Source organism: Streptomyces sp. V1I1 (assembly GCF_030817355.1).
Lineage (GTDB): Bacteria > Actinomycetota > Actinomycetes > Streptomycetales > Streptomycetaceae > Streptomyces.
In genome coordinates this window covers 322,518-346,226 of sequence record NZ_JAUSZH010000001.1, presented here as the reverse complement: position 1 = coordinate 346,226, position 23,709 = coordinate 322,518, and the positions used below count along the sequence as shown (strand labels likewise).

18 protein-coding genes and 5 pseudogenes are annotated in these 23,709 nt (G+C 67.9%); 14 read left to right on the top strand and 9 right to left on the bottom strand.

The annotated features are described in order from the left end of the window. The first annotated feature begins 59 nt into the window (after positions 1-59). Complete coding sequence (locus QFZ67_RS01810; RefSeq protein WP_307659321.1) at positions 60-1,760, top strand: penicillin-binding transpeptidase domain-containing protein; 1,701 nt, start codon at positions 60-62, stop codon at positions 1,758-1,760. Positions 1,761-1,970: 210 nt separating this feature from the next. On the opposite strand, the pseudogene QFZ67_RS01805 reads toward QFZ67_RS01810, so the two are convergent. Further along, positions 1,971-2,743 (bottom strand): annotated as a pseudogene (locus QFZ67_RS01805) (IS481 family transposase); the annotation flags it as partial. Between QFZ67_RS01805 and QFZ67_RS01800 the strand changes: the two are divergent. Together QFZ67_RS01800 and QFZ67_RS01795 are read left to right on the top strand one after the other, a co-directional pair. Beyond that, positions 2,744-3,091: pseudogene (locus tag QFZ67_RS01800) on the top strand (hypothetical protein); the annotation flags it as partial. 4 nt (positions 3,092-3,095) lie between these two features. Beyond that, the gene (locus QFZ67_RS01795; RefSeq protein WP_307659320.1) at positions 3,096-3,443 is read left to right on the top strand and encodes a helix-turn-helix transcriptional regulator; all 348 of its coding nucleotides are present in this window, start codon (positions 3,096-3,098) and stop codon (positions 3,441-3,443) included. A gap of 178 nt (positions 3,444-3,621) precedes the next feature. On the opposite strand, the gene QFZ67_RS01790 is transcribed toward QFZ67_RS01795, so the two are convergent. Then, positions 3,622-4,868 (bottom strand): IS3 family transposase gene (locus QFZ67_RS01790; RefSeq protein WP_307659156.1). Its coding sequence is split into 2 segments (ribosomal slippage): positions 3,622-4,586 and positions 4,586-4,868, totalling 1,248 coding nucleotides; the frame shifts between segments, so codons are not numbered across the junction. Between QFZ67_RS01790 and QFZ67_RS01785 the strand changes: the two genes are divergently transcribed. Further along, a complete protein-coding gene (locus QFZ67_RS01785; protein WP_307659319.1) occupies positions 4,867-5,148 on the top strand; it encodes a hypothetical protein in 282 nt (93 codons plus the stop codon). The genes QFZ67_RS01790 and QFZ67_RS01785 overlap by 2 nt on opposite strands. Positions 5,149-6,801: 1,653 nt before the next feature. Here QFZ67_RS01785 and QFZ67_RS01780 read toward each other — a convergent pair. From QFZ67_RS01780 to QFZ67_RS01770, 3 genes and pseudogenes are all read right to left on the bottom strand, one after another. After that, positions 6,802-7,485 (bottom strand): hypothetical protein, encoded by a 684-nt coding sequence (locus tag QFZ67_RS01780; RefSeq protein ID WP_307659318.1) that lies wholly within the window; start codon positions 7,483-7,485, stop codon positions 6,802-6,804. A gap of 30 nt (positions 7,486-7,515) precedes the next feature. After that, positions 7,516-7,716 (bottom strand): annotated as a pseudogene (locus QFZ67_RS38985) (tetratricopeptide repeat protein); the annotation flags it as partial. Positions 7,717-7,918: 202 nt separating this feature from the next. Next, positions 7,919-8,539 carry a cold-shock protein gene (locus QFZ67_RS01770; RefSeq protein WP_307659316.1) on the bottom strand — a complete coding sequence of 207 codons (621 nt, stop codon included), beginning with the start codon at positions 8,537-8,539 and terminating at the stop codon, positions 7,919-7,921. Positions 8,540-9,527: 988 nt separating this feature from the next. Here QFZ67_RS01770 and QFZ67_RS01765 point away from each other — a divergent pair. Then, positions 9,528-10,313, top strand: a complete 786-nt coding sequence (locus QFZ67_RS01765; RefSeq protein WP_307659315.1) for a class 1 isoprenoid biosynthesis enzyme — start codon at positions 9,528-9,530, stop codon at positions 10,311-10,313. Further along, positions 10,310-12,376, top strand: a complete 2,067-nt coding sequence (locus QFZ67_RS01760) for an NACHT domain-containing NTPase (RefSeq protein ID WP_307659314.1) — start codon at positions 10,310-10,312, stop codon at positions 12,374-12,376. The genes QFZ67_RS01765 and QFZ67_RS01760 overlap by 4 nt, the downstream gene beginning before the upstream one ends. On the opposite strand, the gene QFZ67_RS01755 is transcribed toward QFZ67_RS01760, so the two are convergent. Continuing rightward, positions 12,304-13,035, bottom strand: a complete 732-nt coding sequence (locus QFZ67_RS01755) for a hypothetical protein (RefSeq protein ID WP_307659313.1) — start codon at positions 13,033-13,035, stop codon at positions 12,304-12,306. The two genes, QFZ67_RS01760 and QFZ67_RS01755, sit on opposite strands and share 73 nt — an antisense overlap. A gap of 209 nt (positions 13,036-13,244) precedes the next feature. On the opposite strand from QFZ67_RS01755, the gene QFZ67_RS01750 reads away from it, so the two are divergent. Further along, complete coding sequence (locus tag QFZ67_RS01750; protein WP_307659208.1) at positions 13,245-14,453, top strand: IS701 family transposase; 1,209 nt, start codon at positions 13,245-13,247, stop codon at positions 14,451-14,453. Between the two features lie 149 nt (positions 14,454-14,602). Further along, positions 14,603-15,494, top strand: a pseudogene (locus QFZ67_RS01745) (IS5 family transposase). Positions 15,495-15,517: 23 nt separating this feature from the next. Here QFZ67_RS01745 and QFZ67_RS01740 read toward each other — a convergent pair. Beyond that, the gene (locus QFZ67_RS01740) at positions 15,518-16,291 is read right to left on the bottom strand and encodes a class I SAM-dependent methyltransferase (RefSeq protein WP_307659312.1); all 774 of its coding nucleotides are present in this window, start codon (positions 16,289-16,291) and stop codon (positions 15,518-15,520) included. A 770-nt stretch (positions 16,292-17,061) separates the two neighbouring features. On the opposite strand from QFZ67_RS01740, the gene QFZ67_RS01735 reads away from it, so the two are divergent. From QFZ67_RS01735 to QFZ67_RS01720, 3 genes and pseudogenes are all read left to right on the top strand, one after another. Beyond that, positions 17,062-18,174 (top strand): PP2C family protein-serine/threonine phosphatase, encoded by a 1,113-nt coding sequence (locus QFZ67_RS01735; protein WP_307659311.1) that lies wholly within the window; start codon positions 17,062-17,064, stop codon positions 18,172-18,174. Between the two features lie 151 nt (positions 18,175-18,325). Next, entirely contained in the window at positions 18,326-18,907 is a 582-nt protein-coding gene (locus tag QFZ67_RS01730) for a protoglobin domain-containing protein (RefSeq protein ID WP_307659310.1), read from the top strand. A 733-nt stretch (positions 18,908-19,640) separates the two neighbouring features. Next, positions 19,641-19,898 (top strand): annotated as a pseudogene (locus QFZ67_RS01720) (transposase); the annotation flags it as partial. Positions 19,899-20,159: 261 nt separating this feature from the next. On the opposite strand, the gene QFZ67_RS01715 reads toward QFZ67_RS01720, so the two are convergent. Then, positions 20,160-20,594 (bottom strand): type II toxin-antitoxin system Phd/YefM family antitoxin, encoded by a 435-nt coding sequence (locus QFZ67_RS01715; RefSeq protein ID WP_307659309.1) that lies wholly within the window; start codon positions 20,592-20,594, stop codon positions 20,160-20,162. 620 nt (positions 20,595-21,214) lie between these two features. Next, positions 21,215-21,997, bottom strand: coding sequence for a methyltransferase domain-containing protein (locus tag QFZ67_RS01710; RefSeq protein ID WP_307659308.1), 783 nt, complete (start codon positions 21,995-21,997; stop codon positions 21,215-21,217). Between the two features lie 161 nt (positions 21,998-22,158). On the opposite strand from QFZ67_RS01710, the gene QFZ67_RS01705 reads away from it, so the two are divergent. From QFZ67_RS01705 to QFZ67_RS01695, 3 genes are all read left to right on the top strand, one after another. Beyond that, positions 22,159-22,554 (top strand): RRQRL motif-containing zinc-binding protein, encoded by a 396-nt coding sequence (locus tag QFZ67_RS01705; protein WP_307665701.1) that lies wholly within the window; start codon positions 22,159-22,161, stop codon positions 22,552-22,554. Positions 22,555-22,671: 117 nt separating this feature from the next. Beyond that, positions 22,672-22,995: a hypothetical protein gene (locus QFZ67_RS01700; protein ID WP_307659307.1), complete on the top strand. Its 324-nt coding sequence runs from the start codon at positions 22,672-22,674 to the stop codon at positions 22,993-22,995. Next, complete coding sequence (locus QFZ67_RS01695) at positions 22,995-23,096, top strand: DUF3307 domain-containing protein (protein ID WP_307659306.1); 102 nt, start codon at positions 22,995-22,997, stop codon at positions 23,094-23,096. Before QFZ67_RS01700 ends, QFZ67_RS01695 begins: the two co-directional genes overlap by 1 nt. Positions 23,097-23,709 lie beyond the last annotated feature (613 nt).

The following is a 23,709-nucleotide window of genomic DNA, read 5'->3' as shown; positions in this document are numbered from 1 at the left end:
CCCTAGTGTGGGGGACCTCTTGGTGAGGAGCTGAGGGATCGGCGAACGGCGGAGGACTTGTGGGCAAGAGAGGGCGCGCCGCGCGCAGGAGAACGCACCCTGCGCTGATCGGCGGCGTGGTCGCGGTGGTCGCGGGCGGCGCGGGGTTCGCCGCGTACAGCATGTACGGCGCCACGGCGGATGGGGACACGACGGCCGGCGGCACTGCGAAGACGTTCAAAGCAGGCCCGGTGACGGCTGCGGAAGTCCGGGCCACGGCCGACGGGTTCCTCACCGCGTGGCAGGGAGGCAGCGCCGCGAAGGCCGCCGCGTACACCGACGACACGGCGGCGGCGCAGACCGCGCTGACCGGGTTCCGCAAGAACGCGTACATCGACGACGTGATGCTGACCCGTGGCGAGGCGTCCGGCGCCACGGTGACGTTCAAGGTCTCCGGCACCGTCTCGTACAAGGGCAAGAGCAAGCCCCTGGCCTACGACTCCCAGCTCACGGTCGTCCGCCGGGCGAAGGACGGCAAGCCACTCGTCGGGTGGCAGCCGTCCGTCGTGCACCCGGACCTGAAGCAGGGCGACACCCTGGTCACCGATGAGGCCGGGGACCCGCCGGTCAAGGCAGTGGACCGTAACGGCGCGGAGCTCACCGAGGCGAACTACCCCTCGCTCGGCACCGTCCTGGACGGTCTGCGGGAGAAGTACGGCAAGAAGGCCGGGGGTACGGCGGGGATCGAACTGCGGGTGGTCCGCGGGGACAGCGCGGACGCCGCACAGAAGGACGACGGCTCGGGGAAGAGCGAGGAGAGTGACGACGAGACCCCCGACAAGACGCTGCTGACGCTGTCCGATGGCACGCCGGGGACACTGAAGACCACGCTCAGCGCGACCACCCAGGCCGCCGCCGAGCGGGAAGTGGGTGAGCGCAAGCGGGCGTCCATAGTCGTCATGAAGCCGTCGACCGGTGAGATCCTCGCCGCCGCCAATTCGAGCCATGGCTTCAACACGGCGCTCCAGGGGTCCCTGGCGCCCGGCTCCACGATGAAGATCGTGACGTCGTCGATGCTGCTGGAGAAGGACCTCGCGTCGATCGACAAGCCGCATCCGTGCCCCAAGTACGCGTCGTACGGCGGCTGGAAGTTCCAGAACGTGGAGAAGTTCGAGATCAAGAACGGTACGTTCCGTTCGAGCTTCGCTGCCTCCTGTAACACCGCCTTCATCACGCAGGCCGAGAAGCTCGACGACGACGATCTGACCAAGCAGGCCCAGCAGGTCTTCGGGCTCGGGCTCAACAACTGGTCGATCGGGGTGTCCAGCTTCGACGGGGCCGTGCCGGTGCAGAGCAATGCGCAGATGGCGGCGTCGCTCATCGGGCAGGGCGGGGTACGGATGAACCCGCTGAACGTCGCATCCATCATCTCCACGGCCAAGACGGGCGTCTTCCGGCAGCCGTACCTGGTCTCGCCCGACGTCGACCACCGCACGCTCGCGACGGCCGCGCGCAAGCTGGACGCGTCCGCGCAGACGCAGCTGCACGAACTCCTGAACTACACCGCGATGTCGGGCTCCGCCGCGGAGGCCATGGCGGGCGTCGGCTCGGACATCGGCGGCAAGACGGGCTCCGCGGAGGTCGACGGCCAGACCAAGCCCAACGGTTGGTTCACCGCATGGCGCGGCGACCTCGCCGCGGCGGCGGTGGTCCAACAGGGCGGCCGGGGCGGCAAGTCGACGGGGCCGCTGGTGGCGGCGGTGCTGAAGGCGGGCAGCTGACGGCCGCCCACAGCGGGAACGGGACTCACTCGCGTGCTCAGTACGCCGACCGCTGGCGTTCCGTCCATGACGAGGTCGCCGTGGAGCGGCTGTGGGGTGCCGTCGAGGAGGTCGGTCCCAAGTCCGGAACAGCCGACGGGCACGTTGTCGACGAGGTGCCAGGACATGGTCTCGATGTCGCGGGCGAACTTGTGCTGGTAGGCGCCCAGTGTATTGACCCGCAGGGTTGTTGACGCGGGTGATGGGTGGCTGGCCTGCGAGTGCGGTGTGGCAGCGGTGGTGGTTGTAGGTGTGGAGGAAGTCTGTCAGGGCTGCGGTGCGTTCGGTGTTGCTGGTGTAGGGCCGCAGGTAGGCCCATTCGTCTAGGAGGGTGCGGTTGAAGCGTTCGACTTTGCCGTTCGTTTGCGGGCGGTAGGGCCGTATGCGCTTGTGCGTGATGCCGGCCGCGGTGAGCGTGTCGAGCCAGAGGCGTGATTTGTAGCAGGAGCCGTTGTCGGTCAGGACTCGTTCGACGGTGATGCCCAGGTCGGTGAAGAAGGCGTGCGCCAGCTGCCGGAAGGCTGCGGCGGTCTCTTTGCGTTCGTCGGTCAGGACTTCGCTGTAGGCCAGGCGGGAGTGGTCGTCGACGGCGGAGTGGATGTAGCTGTAGCCGATCACTGGGCGGGAGCTTTTGCGGGCGGTGGTGGTGGCCTGGCGGTTGCGGTCGCCGGTCGCCCTGCCGACCGTGCGCCAGCCCCCGCCGTCAGGGATGTTGCCGAGCTTCTTGATGTCCACGTGGACCAGTTCGCAGGCCGGGTGCGCTCGTAGCGCCGGATGGGCTCTCCGGTCGGCCGGCCGAGCCAGGCCAGGCGGTTCAGGCCGTGGCGGGTGAGGATGCGGTGCACGGTCGAGGCGGGCAGCCCGAGGATCGGGCCGATGCGGGCCGGTCCCAGCTTGCGGGTCTGCCGGAGTTCGCAGACACGGGCTTCGGCCTCGGGTGCCGTGCTCCGCCGCAGGAAATACCGTCGTACTTTGCCGAGTTCCGCCGGGCTCTGACCGTGGATGGCACCCTCCTGCTTGCCTTCTTCGAGTCTGAGGGCGGGCCGGTGGCGGCGTTCGACCACAAAGTGGCGGCGGCATACCGATGGCCGATTGACGACCTCGCCGGGCTGGCCCGGGAGGCCGGGTTCGTCGAAGTCGGCCGGATGCTGCGCGAGCCCCGCGAGGTCTTGTTAGGGCACGAGTGGCCGACCACCACGGTCGGCTATCTGACGACGGCCAAGGGGGATCCGGAGCGGGCGAGTCTGGAGTCGTCCCGCCATGCGGCACGCCGACTGAGTGGGGAGACGTGAGGCAGTGAAGTGGAATCTGCGCTGGGTAGCGGCCCGGCGGGACATCTGGCGGCCCAGCCAGCTGAAGATGGCCTTCGAGGAGGTCAGGTTCACCCCATCGCTGAGCAAGGTGGCCGCTCTGTGGTCGAACAAGCCGGTGACGGTGCGCTTGGACGACCTCGACATGATCTGCGCGGCGCTGCAGTGCACGGTCGAGGATCTTATGGTTGCCGAGCCGGTGGCGGTCGAAGTCACGGGCCAGGACGGCTGGCGGCGGGCCGTCGGGGAGAGCGGAGCTGGCAGCGGTGAGCAGCCGGTGCCGAAGCAGAGCGGCGGCAGGGGCGGAATCCGGCGCTCCTCGCCACCGAACTGACCGTGCCGGGCGTACCTCGCCAGCCGCGGGTCGGATCATGTGGGCTATGGATCGGCTCCAATCCGCCTGCGACCAGGTCGGCGGGGCACGGAACCGGCTGTCCTTCGTACTCGCTGCTGTCCACGCCCTAGCAATCATGACCAGCGTCGACTGAACCGTTCCGGGTTTGATCGAGACTCTATGGCGTGACTGTGACCTGGTGTTTTGTGGCTGTCAGGTAGTGGTGGGCTTCGTATTCGGCGGGTGGGACGTGGCCGATCTCACCGTGAAGTCGGCGGTGGTTGTACCAGTCGATCCATTCGGCGGTGGCCAACTCGACCTCGGACAGCGTCTTCCAGGGCCGCTGAGGCTTGATCAACTCGGTCTTGAAAAGACCGATCGTGGACTCCATCAGGGCATTGTCGTAGGCGTCGCCGACTGATCCGATGGACGCCGCTATGCCCTCGCCTTGGAGATGGGTGGCCAGCTTGAACGAGGTGTACTGACTGCCCGCGTCGCTGTGATGGATCAGCTGCCCGGGTTGGTGCGGACTGCCTTCCCGATCGCGCTGCCATAGGCCCATCTCCAGTGCGGCCAGGACCAGTTCGGTGTGTTTGGTCGTGGCCGCCGACCAGCCGACGATGCGGCGGGAGAAGGTGTCCACGACGAACGCGATGTAGACGACCCCGGCCCAGGTGGCGATGTGGGTGAAGTCCGCGACCCAGCAGCGGTTCGGCGCCTGGGCGACGAAGTCCCGGTCGACCAGGTCGGGGGCCCGGCCGGCGGCCGGGTCGGTGACCGTAGTGATGACCTTCTTGCCGCGGACGGCGCCGGCGAGGCCGAGCTCGCGCATCAGGCGCTCGACGGTGCACCGGGCCACCGCATGACCTTGTCGGTTCAGCTCGCGCCAGATCTTCCGGGCCCCGTAGACGCGGTAGTTGGCGTCGAACACCTGCTGGATCAGTGCCTTCAGTTCCGCGTCCCGGGTCGCCCGAAGCGACGGAGGCCGGGCCTTGGCTGCGTAGTAGGTGGAGGGGGAGATACCGACACCGTGCTCGTTGAGAACGGTGCAGATCGGCTCGACGCCGCCGAAGCGGTCCCGGTTCTCGTCGACGAAGGTCACGAGCGCAGATGTGGCCGGTCGAGCTCGGCCGCGAAGAAAGCCGAAGCGGCCTTGAGGATCTCATTCGCCCGCTTGAGCTCGGCGACTTCCTTCTTCAACGCTTTGACCTGGGCAGACTCATCGGTCGTGACGCCAGGCCGGGCCCCGTTGTCGATCTGGTCCTGGCGGACCCACTTGCGCAAAGTCTCGGTCGTCCCGATCCCCAGCTTGGCGGCGACCGCCTTCATCGCGGACCACTCGGTGTCGTACTCCGGCCGCACCTCGGCGACCATGCGGACCGCGCGCTTGCGCAGCTCAAGGGGGTAAGGGGAAGGACGTGCCATGACTCGATCCTCTCAAACGATCGAGTCCCTACCGAACCCGGAACGGTTCAGACTGCTGATCGACAGCCTCGATCGCAGCCACGGACATCTGACCGTCCAGCGCCGCGGCAAGCTGGACCACACGGTCTACCTGGACGAGTTCACCTTCCATCTGGCGACCGTGTGGCTGGCCGAACGACATCGCCGGTGGCCGACCAGCACCAACCCGTACCTGCTGGTGAGCCGCCTCACCGCCGTCGACGACACGCACTCGATGATCAGCCCAGAGGCGATCAATTGACCGCTGCGCCGCCTGGGTCTGCAGGTCGGTCGTCTCCGGGTCGACCGCATCCTGGACGAGGCCAAGCACTCCGACGATCCGCTGCACCTGATGCGACTCTTCGGCATGGCCCCGGGTACCGCCATGAAGTACCTGCGCGCAGCTCACCCCGAGCGCTACGGTCGCGATCCACTGTCCCCATGAGTGAGATCGCACCGGTCGCGGACATAGCCCTGGTCCCGTGTCTGAGCCCTCTTTCTGCTGCTCACAGCGTTATGCGGCGAGTCGGCCAGCCGCCATGCTGGACGACGGAGGTCGGCAGGGGGCTCGGGCACTGGGCGCTTGAGCGAGGGTATGCGTATCGGTGACAACTCGGGCTCCTGTTTACGACAATTGGGGTGAGCGGACGGAGTCGTACGTCGTTGGGGGTGGGTGCTATGGGCAAGGGGCGATGGGGCAGGACCCGGGGCAACGGGTCGGCAGTTCCCCGCTGGCGGGTCAGGGGACCTGATCAGGGCAGGAGGGAAGGCGGTATCCCACCGCGCCGGGACACTACGCCTCCGGCGGAGCGCACCCCTGGACCGAGGCCCACCGGTGGCGGCAGTCAGCCTCAGCCCGACTCCGATGCGGGCGCCAGCTGGGACCTCGACGCTGCCACTCGGCACAACGAGCGCTCGCGGTCTGGCGCCGCGCCTCATCGTGACGCAGGTGTGTCTGCCCCGGACGCCAGTGCGGGGCCCTCGTCGTCCGGCGCCCCGCAGGCGGCTCCCGCCCCGTCTCGTGGGCATGTGGATGTGGGCCCTGCGGGCTACCACAAAGCGCCGCCCGTCAAGGGGGATCACCACTCGGCCGACTGGACTGAGAAGGCGCCGCAGGCGATCCCCCGCAAGGAACCGTCGGACACGTCGATGCCGCACGGTGTGCCCGGCTCTGCGGCGGATGCCGGATTCCCGCCGGGGGTCGCTCACCTGCACGCACATGCTGACAAGGATCCGATGGGCCCGAAGTCACCGCACTATGCCGAGCAGTCTCCGCACGGCCTGGGAGACGCCGGCTCGTCAGGAGGTCCGCCGACGGCTCATGTCCAGTCTCCCGGCCCCGGCGTTCCCACTCCTGCTCCAACACATGTCTCCAGGGGCGGTTCCGACGACGAGGGAACGGCGTCCGGAACCGCCCCGGTGGCAGACGCGAGCACCGAGGCGCCGGCGCCAGCCCCTATCCCTGTTCCTCCGCCCACCGATGCCGGGCAGATACAGGGACCCGACGACATCGTGGACGGTGTCCGCGTTATCGGAGAGCCGACAGCGGCGGATTCGCCGACAGCGGAGGCACTATCGAACACGGTCACTACCACGCCGTCGACGGGGCAGGGCGACGGGGCCGGACAGCCGCAACCGCCCGCTGCTTCGGGCGGTTCGGGGCAGGAGGCTGGACAGCGCCAGTCGTCCACCTCCACTTCCGGTGACACCGGGCAACTGGGGCACCACGTTGCCGGGGAGGGGTTCGGAGCCACCGCCTTCGACTTCGATGGAGGGTGCCCCGACGGCCCCGTGACGGGCACCGACACGGACGGCGTTGGCCTTCCGGACGGCGACTCGGTGGCGAGCGGCTTCGACAGCTTCACCTCCATGGCCCCGCCCGAGATGATGGCGTAGCCGGACAGACCCGTGGCCGTCAGGTCCACGGGCCCCGGATGGGATGGCGCTCAGGGAAGGTCCGTGACTCGACGTATCGGCCGATCTCCCGGACCTCATTTGGGTTGCCGATCCCGGAGAGTTCCACGTACGCCGTGGAGGAGGCCCCCGCCTCGTTGTAGCGCAGGCCGAGGGAGGCCGTATTGGTGAAGTAGGTGCCGAACGTCCGCACGTAGCTGGGTGATTCGACGATCTGGTAGTACCAGATGAACTGGACCTTGCGCTTGATGAAGCCGGACTTCACATCGACTCCGTACTCGTAGAAGTCCGCGCCGTTTGTCCGCGGTCTCACCAGCAGGAGGATGAGTGAGGCGAGGAAGAAGATCCACGACACGAGAACCGGGAGCAGGATCAGACCGCCGCCCATGAGACCAACTCTGCCGATTAGCGGTACGGCCAGCGTCAGGACGGCGGAGATCAGGAAACGCTTCGCGATCAGGATCAGAAGATGGCGTGCCTTGAGCCGGACCGAGATCCTGGGCTCTCCACGGTCCGCGACCCGGTGGGCATCGGACTGGGACCGCAGTGTTGGCGGGCCCGGGGTGAGGGGCCTACCGGCGAGGGGCGGGCCCCCGGGGGCGGGAGAAGGCACGCGCGCGGCGGCGCCGAGGGCATCCTCGCAGGCCCTCAGCCTGGCGGCGGTATCGCGAAACTCGGCAACCACCGAAAGAACTTGGCGATAGGCCTGCGATGCCCCGTCCAAGTCGATATCGGCCTGGAGAAGCCGGCCGAGACGGTACGCGGCCTGATGGTGCCGCGGATCGCTATCCAGGACACGCCTGAACTGGACTTGGGCTTCGGCGTGCTTGCCCGTATCGGTCAGGCAGATGCCGAGCGCGTAGCGCGCGGCGACATCGTCGGGCTCCCGTTGGAGAAGTTCCTGCAGCAGCGGCATCGCTTCCTCCGGCCGGCCCCGTTGATGGAGATCACTCGCTCGCTCGTACAGCGACCTGTCCACCCCGTCAGCTGACGACGCTGTCATGGTGCCCCCTGGCCATGCTGATCCCCCTGCGTAGCCGTGCGCTCACGCAAGCAGCAGCATTGTGCCGTCCTGCGGGCCCGGCCAGGAGCCAAAGCAGGAAAGTCCAGGCTGCAGATCAGCCCCACGGGAGCGTCGAAGAACTCCCGATACGTTGTCGCTGCTGTCCCTCGGACACCACAGTCACCGTTTGGGCCCTATCGAACCGCTTCTGCTGGCCCCCGCCTGGCGGCCCGCATGAACTGTGAGCGGTTGAGGCCGGGCTGCTGGACGAGTCGAGAGCTACATCGGCTTCTCCGTCGACAGCGGCTGACCTACCCGGCGCGACGGGCGGAGGCGCACTGCCTGGTCGACGCGCTGGGGGATGAAAAGTCGCGCTACCTGGCGCTGGACGCCGAGCACCGGGCGTAGCGGGCCCGGTCGGTGGCCGAGGAGTGCGGCGACCCGCGCCCGTCCCCGACGAGCTGGGTCGGACAGTCAGATCATCGTTGAGTGACGCTGTCCGCCGAGCGCCGCCACTGCCCCCGGGGGGAAGGCGGTGGATGTTGTCTGCCCGGATGCCTTCCGCGTCCAGGGTGACGTTGAAGAGGACCTCCTCACCCGGGACCAGCCTGCGGGGCTCAAGGCCTTGAATCGCGGAGCGGTACGCGACAACATCCGAGCCTCCCCTGTCCTGGGCGATCAGACCCATACCCCGCTCATCGTCGAACCACTTCACGACGCCGTTGGGCACACGCATCGCCACCTGGACTGACTGGACCGACGGGAGCGCAAAGCGTCCGCCCGCTCACGACCAGCCACAAGAGCGCACGTCGCGGGCGTGCGAGGCATAGACCCCGCGCTCGCGGCACTCCTCACACCAACGCGCTCGCGTTCGATACCCGGCTCGCCCGAAACTACCCGGGTACTCAGTTCAAACGGTACGCAGACGACGCAGTCGCGCACTGCGCCAGCGAGCGGCAGGCCCGCGCGGTCCTGGCCGCACCCGCGAACAGGATGGACGACGTCTGGCTGCGCCTGCTGTTGGACGACTCTCTGCATGAGCGACACTCGCGGTGGGCATGAGTGTCGATCTTGATGGGCAGTCTGATCACGCTTTGTGCGCGACGACACGGTGTGCACGAGGTGGAGGTATGGAGTGCTCAATCGTCGACACCGATGCCGTACGTGTGGAACGCCAGCTGCGGGCTTGGGGGTTGGCCTGTCCGTCGTGCGGGGCGGTCTCGCTCCGTGGGGCATGGGCGACTCCCCGAGGTCAGTGAATCGCTGATCACGTGGGGCGTCGATCACGCTGATGGGGAAGCGCCTCACCCGCCGCAAGACCCAGCCAGCCACCCGCCGCGACTACCTGCAGCGAGCGGCCTGATCACCGACGGACGCCTTCCAGTGGTCCGAACCTGGCCTGCGCACTCGTCTTCTGGAGGCGCCTCAAGAAACACCGACCGTGATCATGTTACGAGCTCACTGGGGTATTTACCGCCTGCTCACCCTTGTGGCACGCTCGGGTTCCTTGGGCGGGGGGAGCGCGGATGGGGCATAGGTTCACGGAGGTCGGTGCGCTCTTTCGCTCACTGAGGATGGTCACCGGGTTACCCTCGGCCGCTATGGCCGTATACCGTTCGTTGCCTGGACTCACTCAGGCATACGAGCAGGTCGTCGCCCCGTTCTTGACGGAAACCCTCACAGACCCGCGCGAGCGCGACCGAGCTGACCGGTCCCTACGCGCGATGAGCGTGAAGTTCGGCCTGGCCATGCTCGGTTACGCCCGCCTCACCGGACGTACGCTCCAACTGGACGTCGCCGTCCTAGCCGGAGGAGTCACCCGGCTCTACGACGACCTCATCGACGGCGACGTCGATCCCTCCGCAGATGCCCGCCTCGCCGACCTACTGGGCAATCGGCCATTCGTAGCGGGCACGGACGCCGAACTGCTCCTCGGACGGCTGGTGTACGAGATCGAGCGCAGACTCGGCCACACCCCCGACGAGTCCGTGTTCATGGCGCTCGCCTCGCTGCACGAATACCAGGTCCTCTCCCGCCGCCAGCGCGAAGCGGACGTCCCCGTCGATGTACTGGAGAAGATCACCCGCGGTAAGGGCAGCGCAGCCAACCTGATCCTGTGCAGCATCGTCAAACCCAGTTTGGAGCCCGCCGAACGCGAGCTCGCCATGGATCTGGGCGAGGCCCTGCAATCCCTCGACGACTACATGGACGTCGACCTCGACCGAGCCCACGGCGTGACCACGCTCGCCGGCCTCGGCGTGGTCACCCTGCCGCATATCGCGGGGCAGCTGCGCGCCATGCGGCCGCGGCTGATGGCGTGTTACGGCCGCCGGTCCACCGGACCGTACTGCGGGATGCTCTACTTCCTGCTCCTCAAGTCGTGGGTCGGCCGCAGGCTCCCCGTCCTCGGCCGACTGGCGCGCCGCCCCGCCCGGAGGTCCGCCGTACTGGCCTTCCTCTCCCGCGGTGCGGACGCCCTCCCGCCGGCCGGACCGGGGACCCTGCCATGAGGGCCCGGCAGGCGCTCACGGTGGTCGTCTACACCGCGCTCGCCATAATCCTGGCCGCCACGCTCGTCGTGGCTGTATGCGGTATCAGGAGCGGCGATTTGAAGGCGCTGGACCTGTGGGCCTCCCTCATCCCCGTGGTACTCACCGTCGCCACCATCGTGACGACCGTGCTGCAGGCCGGCCGCCGTCCGCCAGCCACGCTGGACGAGGCGGTGGCAGCGCAGGTGCCGGCGCTGGCGCGGAAGGTGGCCAAGGACTGGGCGGAGGAGAGCCGTCACCGCGGCCTCTTCCCGGAGCGTCGGATGGCGGTGCGATGGCGGCGCCGGTCCGGTTCGGAGCGGGTCTCGCGGCTGGCCGCCGAACTGCCCGACGAGGGCGTACTGGACCAGCTGACGGGCGCCTTCGCCCGGCACATCCGCGCGGGCAGTCTGTCCCGGCTGGTGGTGACGGGGGAGCCGGGCGCCGGAAAGACGGCGGTCTGTGTACTGGCCACGCTGGAGCTCGCCGAACCGGCGGGCCCAGCCGTTCCCGTGCTCTTCCATCTCTCCTCCTGGAACCCGGCCCGCCCGCTCATGGACTGGATGACGGACGAGCTCACCGCCAACTACCCGGCCCTCGCCGACCAGATGCGCAGCCGCCGGATCGCCGCCGAGCTTGTCCAGCACTGCGTAATGCCCGTTCTAGACGGACTGGACGAGGTCTCCGACCCGGCCACCGCACTGCGGCGTATCGAGGACGAACTGGAGGGCCGGTCCTTCATCCTGACCTGCCGCACCGCCGACTTCGCCCGGCTGGACGCCGACGGGGTGCTGAGCGAGGCGCTCGTCGTACGGCTGCAGCCGCTGCGTGCGGACGAGGCCCGTGGGGTCCTGGAGACCGCCCGCCCTGGCCCGGTCCTGGAGCCGCTGGTCTCCGCCCTGGACGCCGGGCCGGGCGGACCGTTGGCGCAGGCGCTGGAGACACCGTTCATGCTCTCCCTGGCCGTGGCGCTCGGCGGTTCGCTGCCCGGGGAGATGCTCTCGGCCACCGGGCCGGAGGCCGAGGAGCGGATCAAACGGCATCTGCTGGGGGCCTTCATCACCCGGGCCTACCGGCGCGGTGACGTCGACGCCGACGAGGCCTGCCGCTATCTTGCCTTCCTCGCCCGGAATGTCGACTCCGGCACCGGCAGACTGGCCTGGTGGCAGCTGCACCGGGCGGTGCCGCGGGGGGTGTATCTGACGCTCGCCGTGGTCAACGCGGCGATCGGCTGCTCGGCTGCGGCGATCGCGCTCTTCTCCCTCTTCAAACGCCCGCTGCTGGGCCTGTGGATCGGGCTGGGCGCTGCGCTGGTTGGCGCGCTTGTGGTGGAGCTGGTGCCCCAGGACGATCCGCGCCGCGCCAAGCCGCGGCTCCGGTCCGTACGACCGCCTTCCTCGCACGCACTGCAGCGGGTGCTCGGCTTCGGCGTGGTGGGCGGCGCTGCCTGCGCGGTGATCGTCTGGTTCCTTTACGAGAAACCCCAGTACGCCGTGATCGGTGGTGTGCTGAGCGGCATCGCTTTCGCCGCCACCCGCTACTTCAGCGAACCCAGCGACCCGATGGAGGCCGTCACCCCCACCACCCTGCTCCGCTCCGACCGCTCCGCGGTGCTCTACGCCTGGCTGGCTGGCGGCGTACCCGGGGCGCTCACCGGCGCCTACCTCGGCGCGTCCATCAAGGACGGCCGGCGCACCCCGCAGCTCGACGACGTCACCCTGATCGACGAACTGCCCACCGCCATCGAAGCGCTGATGGGTGCCGCCGGCGGTGCGCTGCTCAGCGCCACCGGGCTCGGGCTGATGGCGATCGGGTCCAGCTCATGGGGGCGGTTTGTGGCCACCCGCAGCTGGCTGGCTGTACGCGGGCATACGCCGAGGCGGCTGATGGCGTTCGTGGAGGACGCGCGTGAGCGGGGGGTGCTGCGGCAGATGAACGGCTACTACGAGTTCCGGCACAGGCTGCTTCAACGTCACCTGGCCGAACCGGCCCGGGCCGTCGCCTCCGCCGCCGACACCAGCACCGGCCCGGACAGCACCCAGTAGGCCCGCTGGGCAGGCCGCCGCCCGGTGTCGGGCAGCGGCAGATAGCACGCCTCAGGGAAGCGGACCCAGGCCTGGGGGGCTCCGGGCCGTACTGGCAGGAACTCCAGCTCGGCCAACTCCCGGCGCACCTCGGCTACGACCAACTCACCGCGGCCGGCGGCGCAGACGAACTGAAGGGTGGCCCGAGAGAAGGTGTCGGCGGCCCGCTCCCGCTCCCGTCGTCCGAGCAACTCCCCGACCTGGTCGCCGCTGGTCAGGTCGCAGACCCGGGGCGGGCCCGGTGCCTCGTCCGAGGGGACTGCGCAGCGCAACAAGGGGAAGTCGTGCCCGCGCAGGGCGGTGGTCTGATCCGCCAGCCAGTGCGGTTCGTACGCATGCTGAAGCCGCTCGAAGGCGACCAGAAGAAGCGACCTTGCCAGCACACCTATCCCGAGAACCACCGCAGACGCCAGCGCGGGGGCCCGCACGTACGGCACCAGCAGCCCCACCAGCGCCACGGCGAGCGGCACCGCCGCCCACCCGGCCCCAATGAGCTGCGCCCCGGCGAACTCCGGCCCCCTCAACCCGGTGCCGTAACGCCGCGCCACGTGCTTCAGCCCCCGCAACGGCGCCAGCGGAACCGCCGCTTCGGGCCGCAGCAGCTCAGGCTCGTAGCTCATCGCCCCACCCGCCCGCCTTCCATCGACGCCACTCCATGTCTCTACCCCGTGACGCTACTACGGGAGCGCGAACGCGACAGTACGCCGTGCTGCGGCCACGGGGACGTGGCGGCTGACACCCCGCGCCGCCAGCGCGCCCCGGGGGATCCCTAGTAGGGCTTTGTTAGGTGGGTCTTGTCGCGTTGGGTGTCTGGTAGTTCGCTGTTGGTATGAGGGTCGGGGAACTCGCTTCGTGTCGTGTCCGGTTGGAGGAGTTCGGTGGGGAGGTGTTCGCGCCGCTGGTGCGGCGGGATCAGCGTGAGAAGGGTGCCCTGTATCTGCGGGGGCTGCTGCTGGACGGCCGGCGTAAGTCGATGCAGCCGATGGCCGGGCGCCTGGGGGTGGACCACCAGCAGCTTCAGCAGTTCATCACGTCCTCCACCTGGGCCTTTGACGCGGTGCGGGCCCGGTTGGCGTGGCGGGCCGTGCGGGTGGTCCGTCCTCAGGCGTGGGTGGTGGACGACACCGGGTTCCCGAAGGACGGCATCTCGTCGCCCGGGGTGGCCCGGCAGTACTCGGGCACCCTGGGCAAGGTCGGTAACTGCCAGATCGGCGTCAGCGTCCACGCCGCTTCCGACACCGCCTCGTGTCCGCTGTCCTGGCGTTTGTTCCTTCCCGAGAGCTGGGACACGCCAGAAGCGGCCAGCCGTCGGGAACGCTGTCGCATCCCTGATGACGAGCATCACCGCCCGAAGTGGCAGCTGGCGCTGGAGATGCTCGACGACCTGGCCGGCACCGGGCTGAAGCCGGCGGTGCTGGTCGCGGACACCGGATACGGCGCCAACGCCGACTTCCGCCGCGGCCTGGAAGACCGCGGCCTGGCCTACGTCCTGCAGGCCAAGGCCGAAATGACCGCCCACAGTGAGGATGCCGAACCCCACCAGCCTGCCTATGGCGGCCTGGGGCCCAGGCCCCTTCCGCGTTACCGCACCCGCCCGGTGTCCTTACGGGATCACGTGCTGGCCGCCGGACGACGCCAGGGACGAACCCTGACCTGGCGCAGGGGCTCCAAAGCCGCGATGAGCTCGCACTTCGTTCTTGTGAGGATCCGTCTCGCGGGGCGGCGGCCCAAGCCCGCCACCGACGGCACGATCCCGCTGACCTGGCTCATCGCCCAGTGGCCCGAAGGCGAGGACGAGCCGGTCAAGTACTGGATCTCGAACCTGCCCGCAGACATCCCCGCCCGCGACCTTGTCCGCATCGCGAAACTGCGGTGGCGCATCGAGCACGACTACCGCGAGCTGAAGACCACCCTCGGCCTCGACCACTTCGAGGGCCGCTCGTTCACCGGCTGGCACCGGCACGTCACCCTCGTCACCGCCGCCCACCTGTTCCTGACCGAACAGCGGACCTGCCCAAAAGCCCCTGCCAGGGCCTGACCCTCTACCAGGCCCTGGATCTCCTCCAACACCTCCTGGCCACCTGGACCGGCACCTGCCCCACCTGCCGACAACCCACCCCCTGGCAGCCCTACGACACCACCTAACAAAGCCCTACTAGGGTCTGTCCGGCGGATCTTGTGACCGTCGTGGTCTCGTGTCGTTGGCATGGTCATGGGCGGGGAGATCTGACGAACGCGGAGTGGGTTCGGCTCAGGCCGCATCTGCCGAAATGCGGGCAGCGTGGTGGCCGTTGGGCCAGTCACCGCAGGCTCATCAACGCGATCTTGTGCCAGCTGCGCACGGGGATGCCATGGCGGGATCTTCCTGCGAGTTTCGGTCCGTGGAAGACCGTGTACGAGCGACATAGATGCTGGTCGGCGGACGGCACGTGGGACAAGATCTTCGCGGCTGTCCTGGCCGACGCCGACGCTGAAGGTCGGATGGACTGGTCGATGGTGAGCGTCGATTCGACTACCTGCCGGGCCCACCAGCACGCCGCCGGGGCCCGCAGGAGCGTGCCGCAGGTGCCGGGAAAAGACGCCCGCCCCGGCAGCACCGGCCCGACGAGCAACTCGGGCGCTCCCGGGGCGGCCTGACCTGCAAGATCCATCTCGCCGGTGAGGGCGGGCGCCGCCCGCTGGCCCTGCTGGTCACCCCGGGCCAGTGGGGCGATGCCCCGCAGCTCATCCCGGTCATGGAACGCATCCGCGTTGGCCGGCCGGGCGGCGGACACCCGCGCACCCGGCCCGACCACCTTGGCGGCGATAAGGCGTACTCGTTTCGCCGCAACCGTCGCTACCTGAGACGACGCCAGATCAAGCACACCATCCCCGAGCCGAAGAACCAGCGGGCCAACCGGCAAGCCCGCGGCAGCAAGGGCGGCCGACCCGTCGGTTTCGAACAAGACGATCTACAAGCGCAGGAACGAAGTGGAGCGGACAATCAACACCCAAGAACTTCCGGGCAGTAGCCACGAGGTTCGACAAGTGCGCCTGCATCTTCCACGGCACCGTCATCGTCGCCTCGATCCGACTCTGACTCCGCTCGTCATCGGCGACTGGCTAGTCGTCCGAGCCGGTAGCCGACGGCGGTACCTCGACGACGAAGAACAGGAAGTTGGTTTTGGTCGAAAGGTCATGGAAGTCGTCGGGGAACAGGTCACGGGCGGCCGGGTCGGGCTGCGGCTCGCTGATGACGACAAGGCGGAAGCTGGCGGTGGTGAAGGCATCGGTCATCGCGTGCAACGGCCTGCGCCAGAACCTCATCGGGAGGGACTGCCCGTTGATCGTCCAGTCGAAGGTATAGCTGGTGGTCGCGAAATAGTCGGGCCGAGGATCCTGGATCGTGTAGGCCACGAAAGGGTGGTCCACCGACGCGATCAGCCGGCCGCCGGGCCTGAGCACTCGCCGTATCTCGGCCAGCGTCGGCCCCCAGTCCTCCAGGTAGTGCAGGACCAGCGACGCGACCACGTCGTCGAACGCACCGTCGTCGAACGGCAGACGGTCGCTCAGGTCGACCAGGTGCAGGGCCGCGTCGGCACCGAGCCGCCGCCTGGCCAGTGCCAGCATCCCGGCGCTGGCGTCGATGCCGGTGACGTCGGCACCGCGGTCGCGCAGCGCAGCGGACAGGGGGCCTGAGCCGCAGCCAGCGTCCAGGATCCGACGGCCGGACACGTCTCCGGCGAGGGCTAACATCGCGGGCCGCTCGTAGTACGCGTTCACGAGGTTGTTCTCGTTTTCCGCCGAGTACGCCTCGGCGAAGCTCTCGTAGTCATTCACCCGGGCCGGATCTGCAGACTGGGCGAGACTCTCGGGCACATCGGTTACTCGGTCCATCGTCGCAGCCTAGTAGTCACATGATCCGCCGGACAGGCCTAGCCGCGGCGGGGCAGATCACCACTGCCATGTCTCGTTCAGGAACAGGCACTGAGCTTGTTCTTCAAGGTCAATGCCGTTGACGGAGTCGCTGGATCACCGCCGCGACCGCCGGGAACGCCAGGTGCGGAGATCTCGAAACCCTCAATGACAACGACAATGCCTCCAGCTGCCCTTGCCATCATCCGGCAACGTGCAAGGGCCGTACGGAGACGGCAGGGTCGGAGCCAACTCTCCTGAGTCCAGGGCAGATGGCGCTCTTGTCGGCGCATGTCAAGCAGCGAGCCCAGTGCGCCTGACGGGCGGCGGCGGCGTGGCTTCGGTCCGGCGCGCCGGCGACCGCCGGGCTGAGGCCCTTGCGGATACAGGCCGGGACGACGAACCGTGACGGGCTCGGCACCGGCTGGTCCACCCGGCAGGTGGACGCGCCTGCCGCGGTCTGCTCGCTGCCGAGGAGAGCGAGCCCGTGCCTGTCGCGGGCACGGTGCTGGGTGCCCTGGTGGGCGCGACGCTGGCAGGCCGACCGGTGCGCCAGCCCCGAATCCGCCATGGGTCCCGCGTGTCGTCGTTGCTCTGTCAGAGGATCTGGGGCTGGAGTGAGCCAATGCCGAAAGGATTCATGAAACCCGGCTATGGCTCGGCAGCAGGTCTCTTGCGGGGGGAAAGGGCTTGCCGGCCCACCGGAAAAGGTCCGATCACACCGTGTGGAAGCCCCCGATCAGAGAGACGTTATGACGATGTTCCGCAGGGGGCTGCTCGCATTCCCCCATGCTGTCGCTGCCTTGCTGCTCCTCGGGGGCGCGGCTGCTGACCTCTTCGGGCCGCAGCCGTACATGGGTCTGCCTCTTCTGGCGGCCGCCCCGCTGATCGCATGTGTCCTGCTGACGTTCCGCATCGGGCTGGCATTCGCTGTGCTGGCGTGCGTGCTCTCGATTGCGCTGGACCTGCACCTCCGACGTCCTGCGACTGCGCTCTTCGTCGACCTGGCCGACGTACTCATCGTCAGTACGATCGCGTTGGGGATCAACCGCCTGCTGCATCGGCAGGGACGCTATCTTGCGCAGGCCCGCGATGTTGCCGAGGCGGTGCAGCGTGCGGTATTGCCGGACCCTCCGCACCGCGCCGGGCCGCTCGCCGTGGCCGCTCGCTACGAGACGGCGCAGGCAGAGGCTCGGATTGGTGGAGATCTGTACGCCGTGCAGACCACCCCATATGGAGTTCGCGCAATTATCGGTGATGTTCGGGGTAAGGGGCTGCAGGCAGTCTCCTCCGTCTCGGTGATCGTCGGAGCGTTTCGCCAGGAAGCCGAGCAGGCTCCCACGCTGGCAGAGCTGGCGCACCGGCTGGACAGCGCTCTGTCCCTGGAGAGCGACCGTCGCCGGGAGACCGCCAGCGGCTTTGAGGACTTCACTACCGCAGTGCTGGTCCAGATCCCGCCAGACGGCGACGCAGTCCAGCTGGTCAATCGTGGCCATCCGGCGCCTTTCCTGGTGGAGGGAGGAACCGTGGTCCAACTGGAACCAGCGAGTTACGAACTGCCGCTTGGGATGATGCTGCCGGAGACCGGGGCGGGGGGCAGTGTGTCCGCCGCAGATGTCTTTACGCTGCGGCCGGGCGCCTCACTTCTGCTGGTCACCGACGGCGTGACCGAAGCGCGCAATCAGCACGGCAGGTTCTACGATCCTTGCACCCAGCTTCCCGCAGGCGAATACAGCCATCCGAGCCACCTTGTAGACGCCCTCGCACAGGACGTGTCCAGCTGGACTGGGAATCAACGGCAAGACGACATGGCAATCCTCGTTCTCACCCGAACTGAGAACGGGCCCCCGGAACCCACCACATGAAGGTTATTCAGGCTTGACGCTCAGACATCCGCACGTTGTCGTCGCTTCCTGCGGAGGCGGCTCCGTCCGACACGCTGCGACGGGCTGTTCTCCGATTCCTGCGTGATGTCGCTTTCAATGGGAGAACGATGGGAATGAGAGGCGATTCCGCATGAGCACGCACCCCCCGGCCGGTTACGCCTACGGTTCGACTCCGCCCAGCCCAGTCTCGAGGGATGAGCTGGCCAAGCTGGAAGCCAGTGTTCTGTTCACCACCGATGACAAGGAGGCCTTGCACATGGCGGGGGAGGTGCTGGAGGACCAGGTCGAGGACGTCCTGGACGTCTGGTACGGATTCGTGGCCTCCCATCCGCACCTCGTCGCATACTTCGCGACCTCGGACGGTACGGTCCTCGACGACTACCTGGCGCGTGTCCGCAGGCGATTCGGGCAGTGGATCATGGACACCTGCCGCCGCCCGCACGACGAGGAGTGGCTCTCCTACGCGCATGAAATCGGACTCCGCCACACCGAAGACAAGAAGAACCAGACCGACGGCGCCGCCTCCGTCCCTCATGTCCCCCTGCGCTACATGGTGGCGTTCATCTACCCCATCACTGCCACGATCCGACCGTTCCTGGCAAATAAGGGCCATGACGAAGCGGCTGTGGAACGCATGTATCAGGCATGGTTCAAGTCGGTGACGCTGCAGACCGCCCTATGGCTCCGGCCGTACGCCGCCGACAAATGGTGATCGACGCTGGTTGGGCCGCCGGTCTCAGCACTAACCGCACCGACCAACACGCTTCCACGGTCGGCAGCCTGAGTAAGAATTCGCTTCCCGCCCCGCGACGATGGTCCCGATCACCTGAGGGCAGTGCACGCCCGTCAAACGTGCTGCCCGCACCTGCGGAGATGGTTCTACGCGCGCCTGAGCCTTCTTGCGGGCCGCTACCTGCTCCTCGCACCCGCGGGGAGGGTCCCGTCTTGCCCCCGATTTTAGACCGAGTCCTATGTGGTGAGTTTCAGGAATCGCTTGTAGCAGCACATGGCCGACGTCGATGAGGCCCGCGTCGTCGAGTTGGTGCAGCACCGCTTCGTGAAGCCGGCCCCAGACCCCGGCGCGCGACCAGATCATGAACCGGCGGTGGGCCCTCGACTTCGATATGCCGAAGCACGGCGGCAGGGCCCGCCAAGCGCAGCCGCTGACCAGCACGTAGATGATTGCTGCGAACAGCGTCTCATCAGGAGTGTTCGGTGTTCCACCACGCTGCGGTCGCACCCGGTCCTCCGGAATCAACGGCCTTGCGAGCTCCAACAAGCCGTCCGGAACAGTCCAACTCCACGTACCCCGCCCCATGAACAGCCCAACGAGTGATCATCACATAGGACACGGTTCACCTTCACCGTGGACTGGGACAGGAAACGTGTGACGTGCCCGAACGGGATCGCCAACATCAGCTGGAGAAGACCGCTCACAGCATGGCCTGCCTGTCGTCCGCGCGCTGTTCTGCGCACGTGACTGTCGGCCGTGTCCCGTCGTGCAGGACTGTGCCCCCAATCTCAGGGACAAAGGGCGAGCCATCACGCTGCGGCCGCAGCAAGCTCATCGCGAACTTCAGCAGGCCCGCGCGCTCCAGCAGACCGACGAGTGGAAGGAACGCTACAAGGTCCGGGCTGGGATCGAAGGAACCATCTCCCACGGGGTCCACAACTGCGGCCTGCGCAGATCCCGCTACCGGGGGTTGGCGAAGACCGATCTTCAGCATCTCCTCACCGGCGCAGCGATCAACCTGACCCGCATCGATGCTCACCTGATCGGCACCCGAGGGCCCGCACCCGCACCAGCCACTTCGCGGCCCTTCGCTCCGCCATCTCTGACGGAGCGAAGTAGCAAGGGCCTCGAATTAATCAACGGCATCTGCTCAACCGGCGGGGAACCGTGGTCTCTACCCGCACCCTGCGGACGCTCGCGCCCGGCAGGCTACCCCGATCGAACCAGCCCTTTACTGCTCGCCGACGGGGGGTTGACGGGCGAGGAACTCGGCGAACGCCTCCGACTGCTTCGGGTCCATATACCCCTGCCGCCCGCTGCGCGCCCAGTCCTCCAGCCACTCAAGCCACCCGGCACGGCGCAGTTCGGCCACCACCACCCGGCCCCGGGTGAACGTCATACGCTCGCCGTCCGCGTGCACGTACCGCGTGTACGGGCCGTGCTGCGCCGGTCCGGGCGGCCGTTCCTCGGCCGTGTCCGGCAGGGGTATCAGGGCGCCGTATGCCCGCTGCGCCCAGTGCTCCAGCTCGGCCAGCTCAGCCGCCGGGAGTAGCACGCTCGCCGGCTGGCCGTCCTCGGTGAGGGTCACGCGCTCGCCGGTCTCCTCCACGAGAGCGACCAGGCGGCCAAAGTCCTCGACGTCGTCCGTCAGTTCAACACTGTTCATGGACGTCGACGCTACCGACCGCCGGGCCCCGGGCGGTCAGCCGGTCAACACGGGTTCGCGCACAGCACCCAGGACGACGTCGGCCTTCACGACCACAACCAGATCGTGAAGGCCGACGTCACGCCACCCCCGAATTGACCAACGGCATCACGAACCATGTCGGCGGGGCGCGGCGCTACTCGCTACCGACGTCGTGGAGGACGCTCGTGCTCAAGTTCAGCCCCCCGCCGCAGGATCGGCCGCCCGCGTCCTACTCGCCCTGGGCTCCGCTACCCGCACACGCCGCGGCGGCTTCCGGTCGCCTGGAGCAGGTGATGGACGGCCAGGGCGAGGACCTGGTCGACGTGAATATGTACGACGACGGAACCGACCGCTTCCCAACTGGAGTTCCGTTGGGTTCCCGAGAGGCGGTGTGGAGGGTAGCAGTGAAAGTGGGGAGGTGAGAGCGCTGTTCGTGGCTGTCACCTGCACGTCTGAGGTTCCCGCAGTTACGGTCAGATTCCGCGAGTTGAGTCAGTGATTTGCCGCTCCATGCGGGAATCGGGAAGTCGCCGCCACTGTGTCCGCGCGGCCCACCTCGAGCTCTTCGGCATCGACCCCACGCAGGCCTGACAAGCCGCTCAGCTTCGTCGGGCTTCGATTAGGAAGCGCTGCGAGTACGCCACGACGGGGCCGTGGCGCTCCATGAAGTCATGGAGCTCCGCAAGACGATCACGATACGCATCCACCGTGAAGCCCGGGACGATCCAAATCACCTTGCGCAGGAAGTGGATCACGGCTGCAATGTCGTGGAACTCCATCCGGAGTGCTTCCTGGCGCAGGTCGACAACCTCCAGGCCCGCCGCTTCCGCGCTGGTTGTGGCCTCTATCGGGCTAGCGCCGGCGGTCGTCATGAAGGGATCCTGGAGCGGATGATCGGCAGCTTGCTGCGGCCCCATCATGAAATCGGTCAGCTCTCGCACCGAGCCTGAGCCGACCTGTTGGGAGAGGTAAGTGCCGTTCAGACGCAGAACGCGACCAACCTCATCCCAACGGGTCACTACGGGGTGACGGCTGACGACCAGGTCGAAGTGATCCGGCGGGAACGGCAGGTCGGCCGTATCGTCCACCTCAACGACGGTGGCATTGAACTTGGCCAGTTTACGCCGGGCGATCTCCACGTTCGGCTGCCAGGACTCCGTCGCCGCTAAGGCCGGCGGGGCAACTGGGATGGAGCCCAGCACCTCGCCACCGCCGGTTTGGATGTCGAGCGCGGCCTCGGCCTTCGCCATCCGGTCCGCGAGCAACCTCGCATAGCCCCAGGACGGACGCTGTTCGGTCGCGCGTCCGGCGAACCAGGAGAAGTCCCAGCCCTCCGTCGGGACGGCTTCCCCTTCGGCAACAAGATCTTCAAACCTGGACATGGGGCGAGGATGGCAGACGGCGAAGAGGCAGGCATCAGGATTACCGAGGCGCCGGGGGCGGGACCTGTCCCTCAGGGGAGGAACCCGAGGCGTTCTCTCTCTTAGAGACCCCAGACCCCAGCGGGTCCAGGGAGCAGGCACCTCCGGATTCCGCGAACCCGCTGGTTTCGGAGTTCGACTGGCACGACGCCCCCAAGAACCTGGTCACTCGGCGCCAGTTACGGGCCGCCGGCCTTTCCCCGGGCGGTCACGACCCGGACGCCCAGCTTCGGTGCCGCCGCTGCTCCTACCGGCAGGGCACGACCTGCACGCACCTGGCCTGGCCGTACCGCGTCGACCTGGCGAAGCCGAAGAGGACGCCGACGCTTGCTCAGGAATGGGCGCTGGACCGGGCGATGGCCGCGAGGCAGACCTGCCCGGAGTCCCGTCGCCGCTACATCTACTGCCTGCCCCTGCGCACCCAGGGCTGTTGCAGCGAATGCAACGACGGCACACGGGCCGACCCGAGCCACTTCACCGCGCCCCCCGTTCCGGCCACGCATCGGCTGGCCGCCTGAACGCACCTCGGCCCGGGCCACACCGGCCGGGGCGAGGCCCCAACGGGGCACCGCAGCATCGGCAAGAGGCCGGCGCCCTGCTCCCTTCACCCGTTTCGAGATCAGGGGAGATCCAGCATGCACCGTCCCGCCTTCTTCGCCGCCGTCTTCGGCTTGGGCCGCGCAGGTTCCAATGTCGGTGATCATTTCGTTCAGAGCGACTACTGCGCTCGGGTCAAGGGCGCCACCGATGCCAAGCCCGTCCACTTCACCACCGGCAACCCGGACGACGAACCGACCGTCCACGGCACGGCCGACGGCCGGAAGGCATGCGCCTGGCACTGCCTTTCTCTCGGGCTTAAGGGGCGAGTGGACGCGGAGGGCGCCAGGTTCTCCCAGTTCACTGGCGTGGCCCGTCCGGTGTCTGGTGTGCGACAGGTGTCGTGGACGGATGCTGCCTGATGCTGTTCTTCGAGAGCCTGCTGGCGCATCTGGCCGGCGACTACCTCATCCAGTCCGACTGGATGGCAACCGAGAAGGTCAAGCACTGGTGGCTGCGGTAGTTCACGGAACCACGTATGGACTGCTGTTCTTGCTGATCACGCAGTCTCCGCTGACCCTGTCCGTGATCGTGGTGACGCATATCGTGCTGGACCGCTATCGGGCGGCGAAGTACCTGGTCTGGGCGAGGAACCTCTTGGCGCCCGCCTCACGGCGGGTGAAGTGGGCTGACGTCCGGGCGAACCAAGGATCGCCGGTGACTGTCCGGTGCGTTGATCCGGTGAGGCGTGACCATCCTGCTGGGTGTCTCCTGGGGAACTCGCAGTGGCAGGTCGATCTGTGCGCCACGATCCGCCGGGATCACCGTGAGGGGATGCCTTGATCCGGGGCTGTGCAAAGTCCCGCCGGGCCGGAGGCGCGGGGGCATGCCGGGCGGGGGCCCGGCCGTCTGTCACGGGAATCGCCTTTCGTGCTGAGCCGTCGAGGGTTACTGTTCGGGCAGCGAGTGACCCATGAGGAGCTAAGACATGCCCGGTCGTCCGAGCGCGCGTTGACGTTGTAGGCCGTGATCGGCCTGTCATCGCGTGCTGCCCTTGATGTTGCGGCACAGCGAGCCTCCCCTGCCTGAATCGCAGGCGCACCTGGTGTGCGCCGGGTGATGGGCCTCGTAGTCGG

What these genes read in the sequence shown, in the direction of transcription:
- QFZ67_RS01785 (WP_307659319.1), top strand. Translation starts at nt 4,867, where the DNA reads ATGACTCGATCCTCTCAAACGATCGAGTCCCTACCGAACCCGGAACGG.
- QFZ67_RS01770 (WP_307659316.1), bottom strand. Translation starts at nt 8,539, where the DNA reads ATGCGTGTGCCCAACGGCGTCGTGAAGTGGTTCGACGATGAGCGGGGT.
- QFZ67_RS01765 (WP_307659315.1), top strand. Translation starts at nt 9,528, where the DNA reads ATGAGCGTGAAGTTCGGCCTGGCCATGCTCGGTTACGCCCGCCTCACC.
- QFZ67_RS01760 (WP_307659314.1), top strand. Translation starts at nt 10,310, where the DNA reads ATGAGGGCCCGGCAGGCGCTCACGGTGGTCGTCTACACCGCGCTCGCC.
- QFZ67_RS01755 (WP_307659313.1), bottom strand. Translation starts at nt 13,035, where the DNA reads ATGAGCTACGAGCCTGAGCTGCTGCGGCCCGAAGCGGCGGTTCCGCTG.
- QFZ67_RS01750 (WP_307659208.1), top strand. Translation starts at nt 13,245, where the DNA reads ATGAGGGTCGGGGAACTCGCTTCGTGTCGTGTCCGGTTGGAGGAGTTC.
- QFZ67_RS01740 (WP_307659312.1), bottom strand. Translation starts at nt 16,291, where the DNA reads ATGGACCGAGTAACCGATGTGCCCGAGAGTCTCGCCCAGTCTGCAGAT.
- QFZ67_RS01735 (WP_307659311.1), top strand. Translation starts at nt 17,062, where the DNA reads ATGACGATGTTCCGCAGGGGGCTGCTCGCATTCCCCCATGCTGTCGCT.
- QFZ67_RS01730 (WP_307659310.1), top strand. Translation starts at nt 18,326, where the DNA reads ATGAGCACGCACCCCCCGGCCGGTTACGCCTACGGTTCGACTCCGCCC.
- QFZ67_RS01715 (WP_307659309.1), bottom strand. Translation starts at nt 20,594, where the DNA reads ATGAACAGTGTTGAACTGACGGACGACGTCGAGGACTTTGGCCGCCTG.
- QFZ67_RS01710 (WP_307659308.1), bottom strand. Translation starts at nt 21,997, where the DNA reads ATGTCCAGGTTTGAAGATCTTGTTGCCGAAGGGGAAGCCGTCCCGACG.
- QFZ67_RS01700 (WP_307659307.1), top strand. Translation starts at nt 22,672, where the DNA reads ATGCACCGTCCCGCCTTCTTCGCCGCCGTCTTCGGCTTGGGCCGCGCA.
- QFZ67_RS01695 (WP_307659306.1), top strand. Translation starts at nt 22,995, where the DNA reads ATGCTGTTCTTCGAGAGCCTGCTGGCGCATCTGGCCGGCGACTACCTC.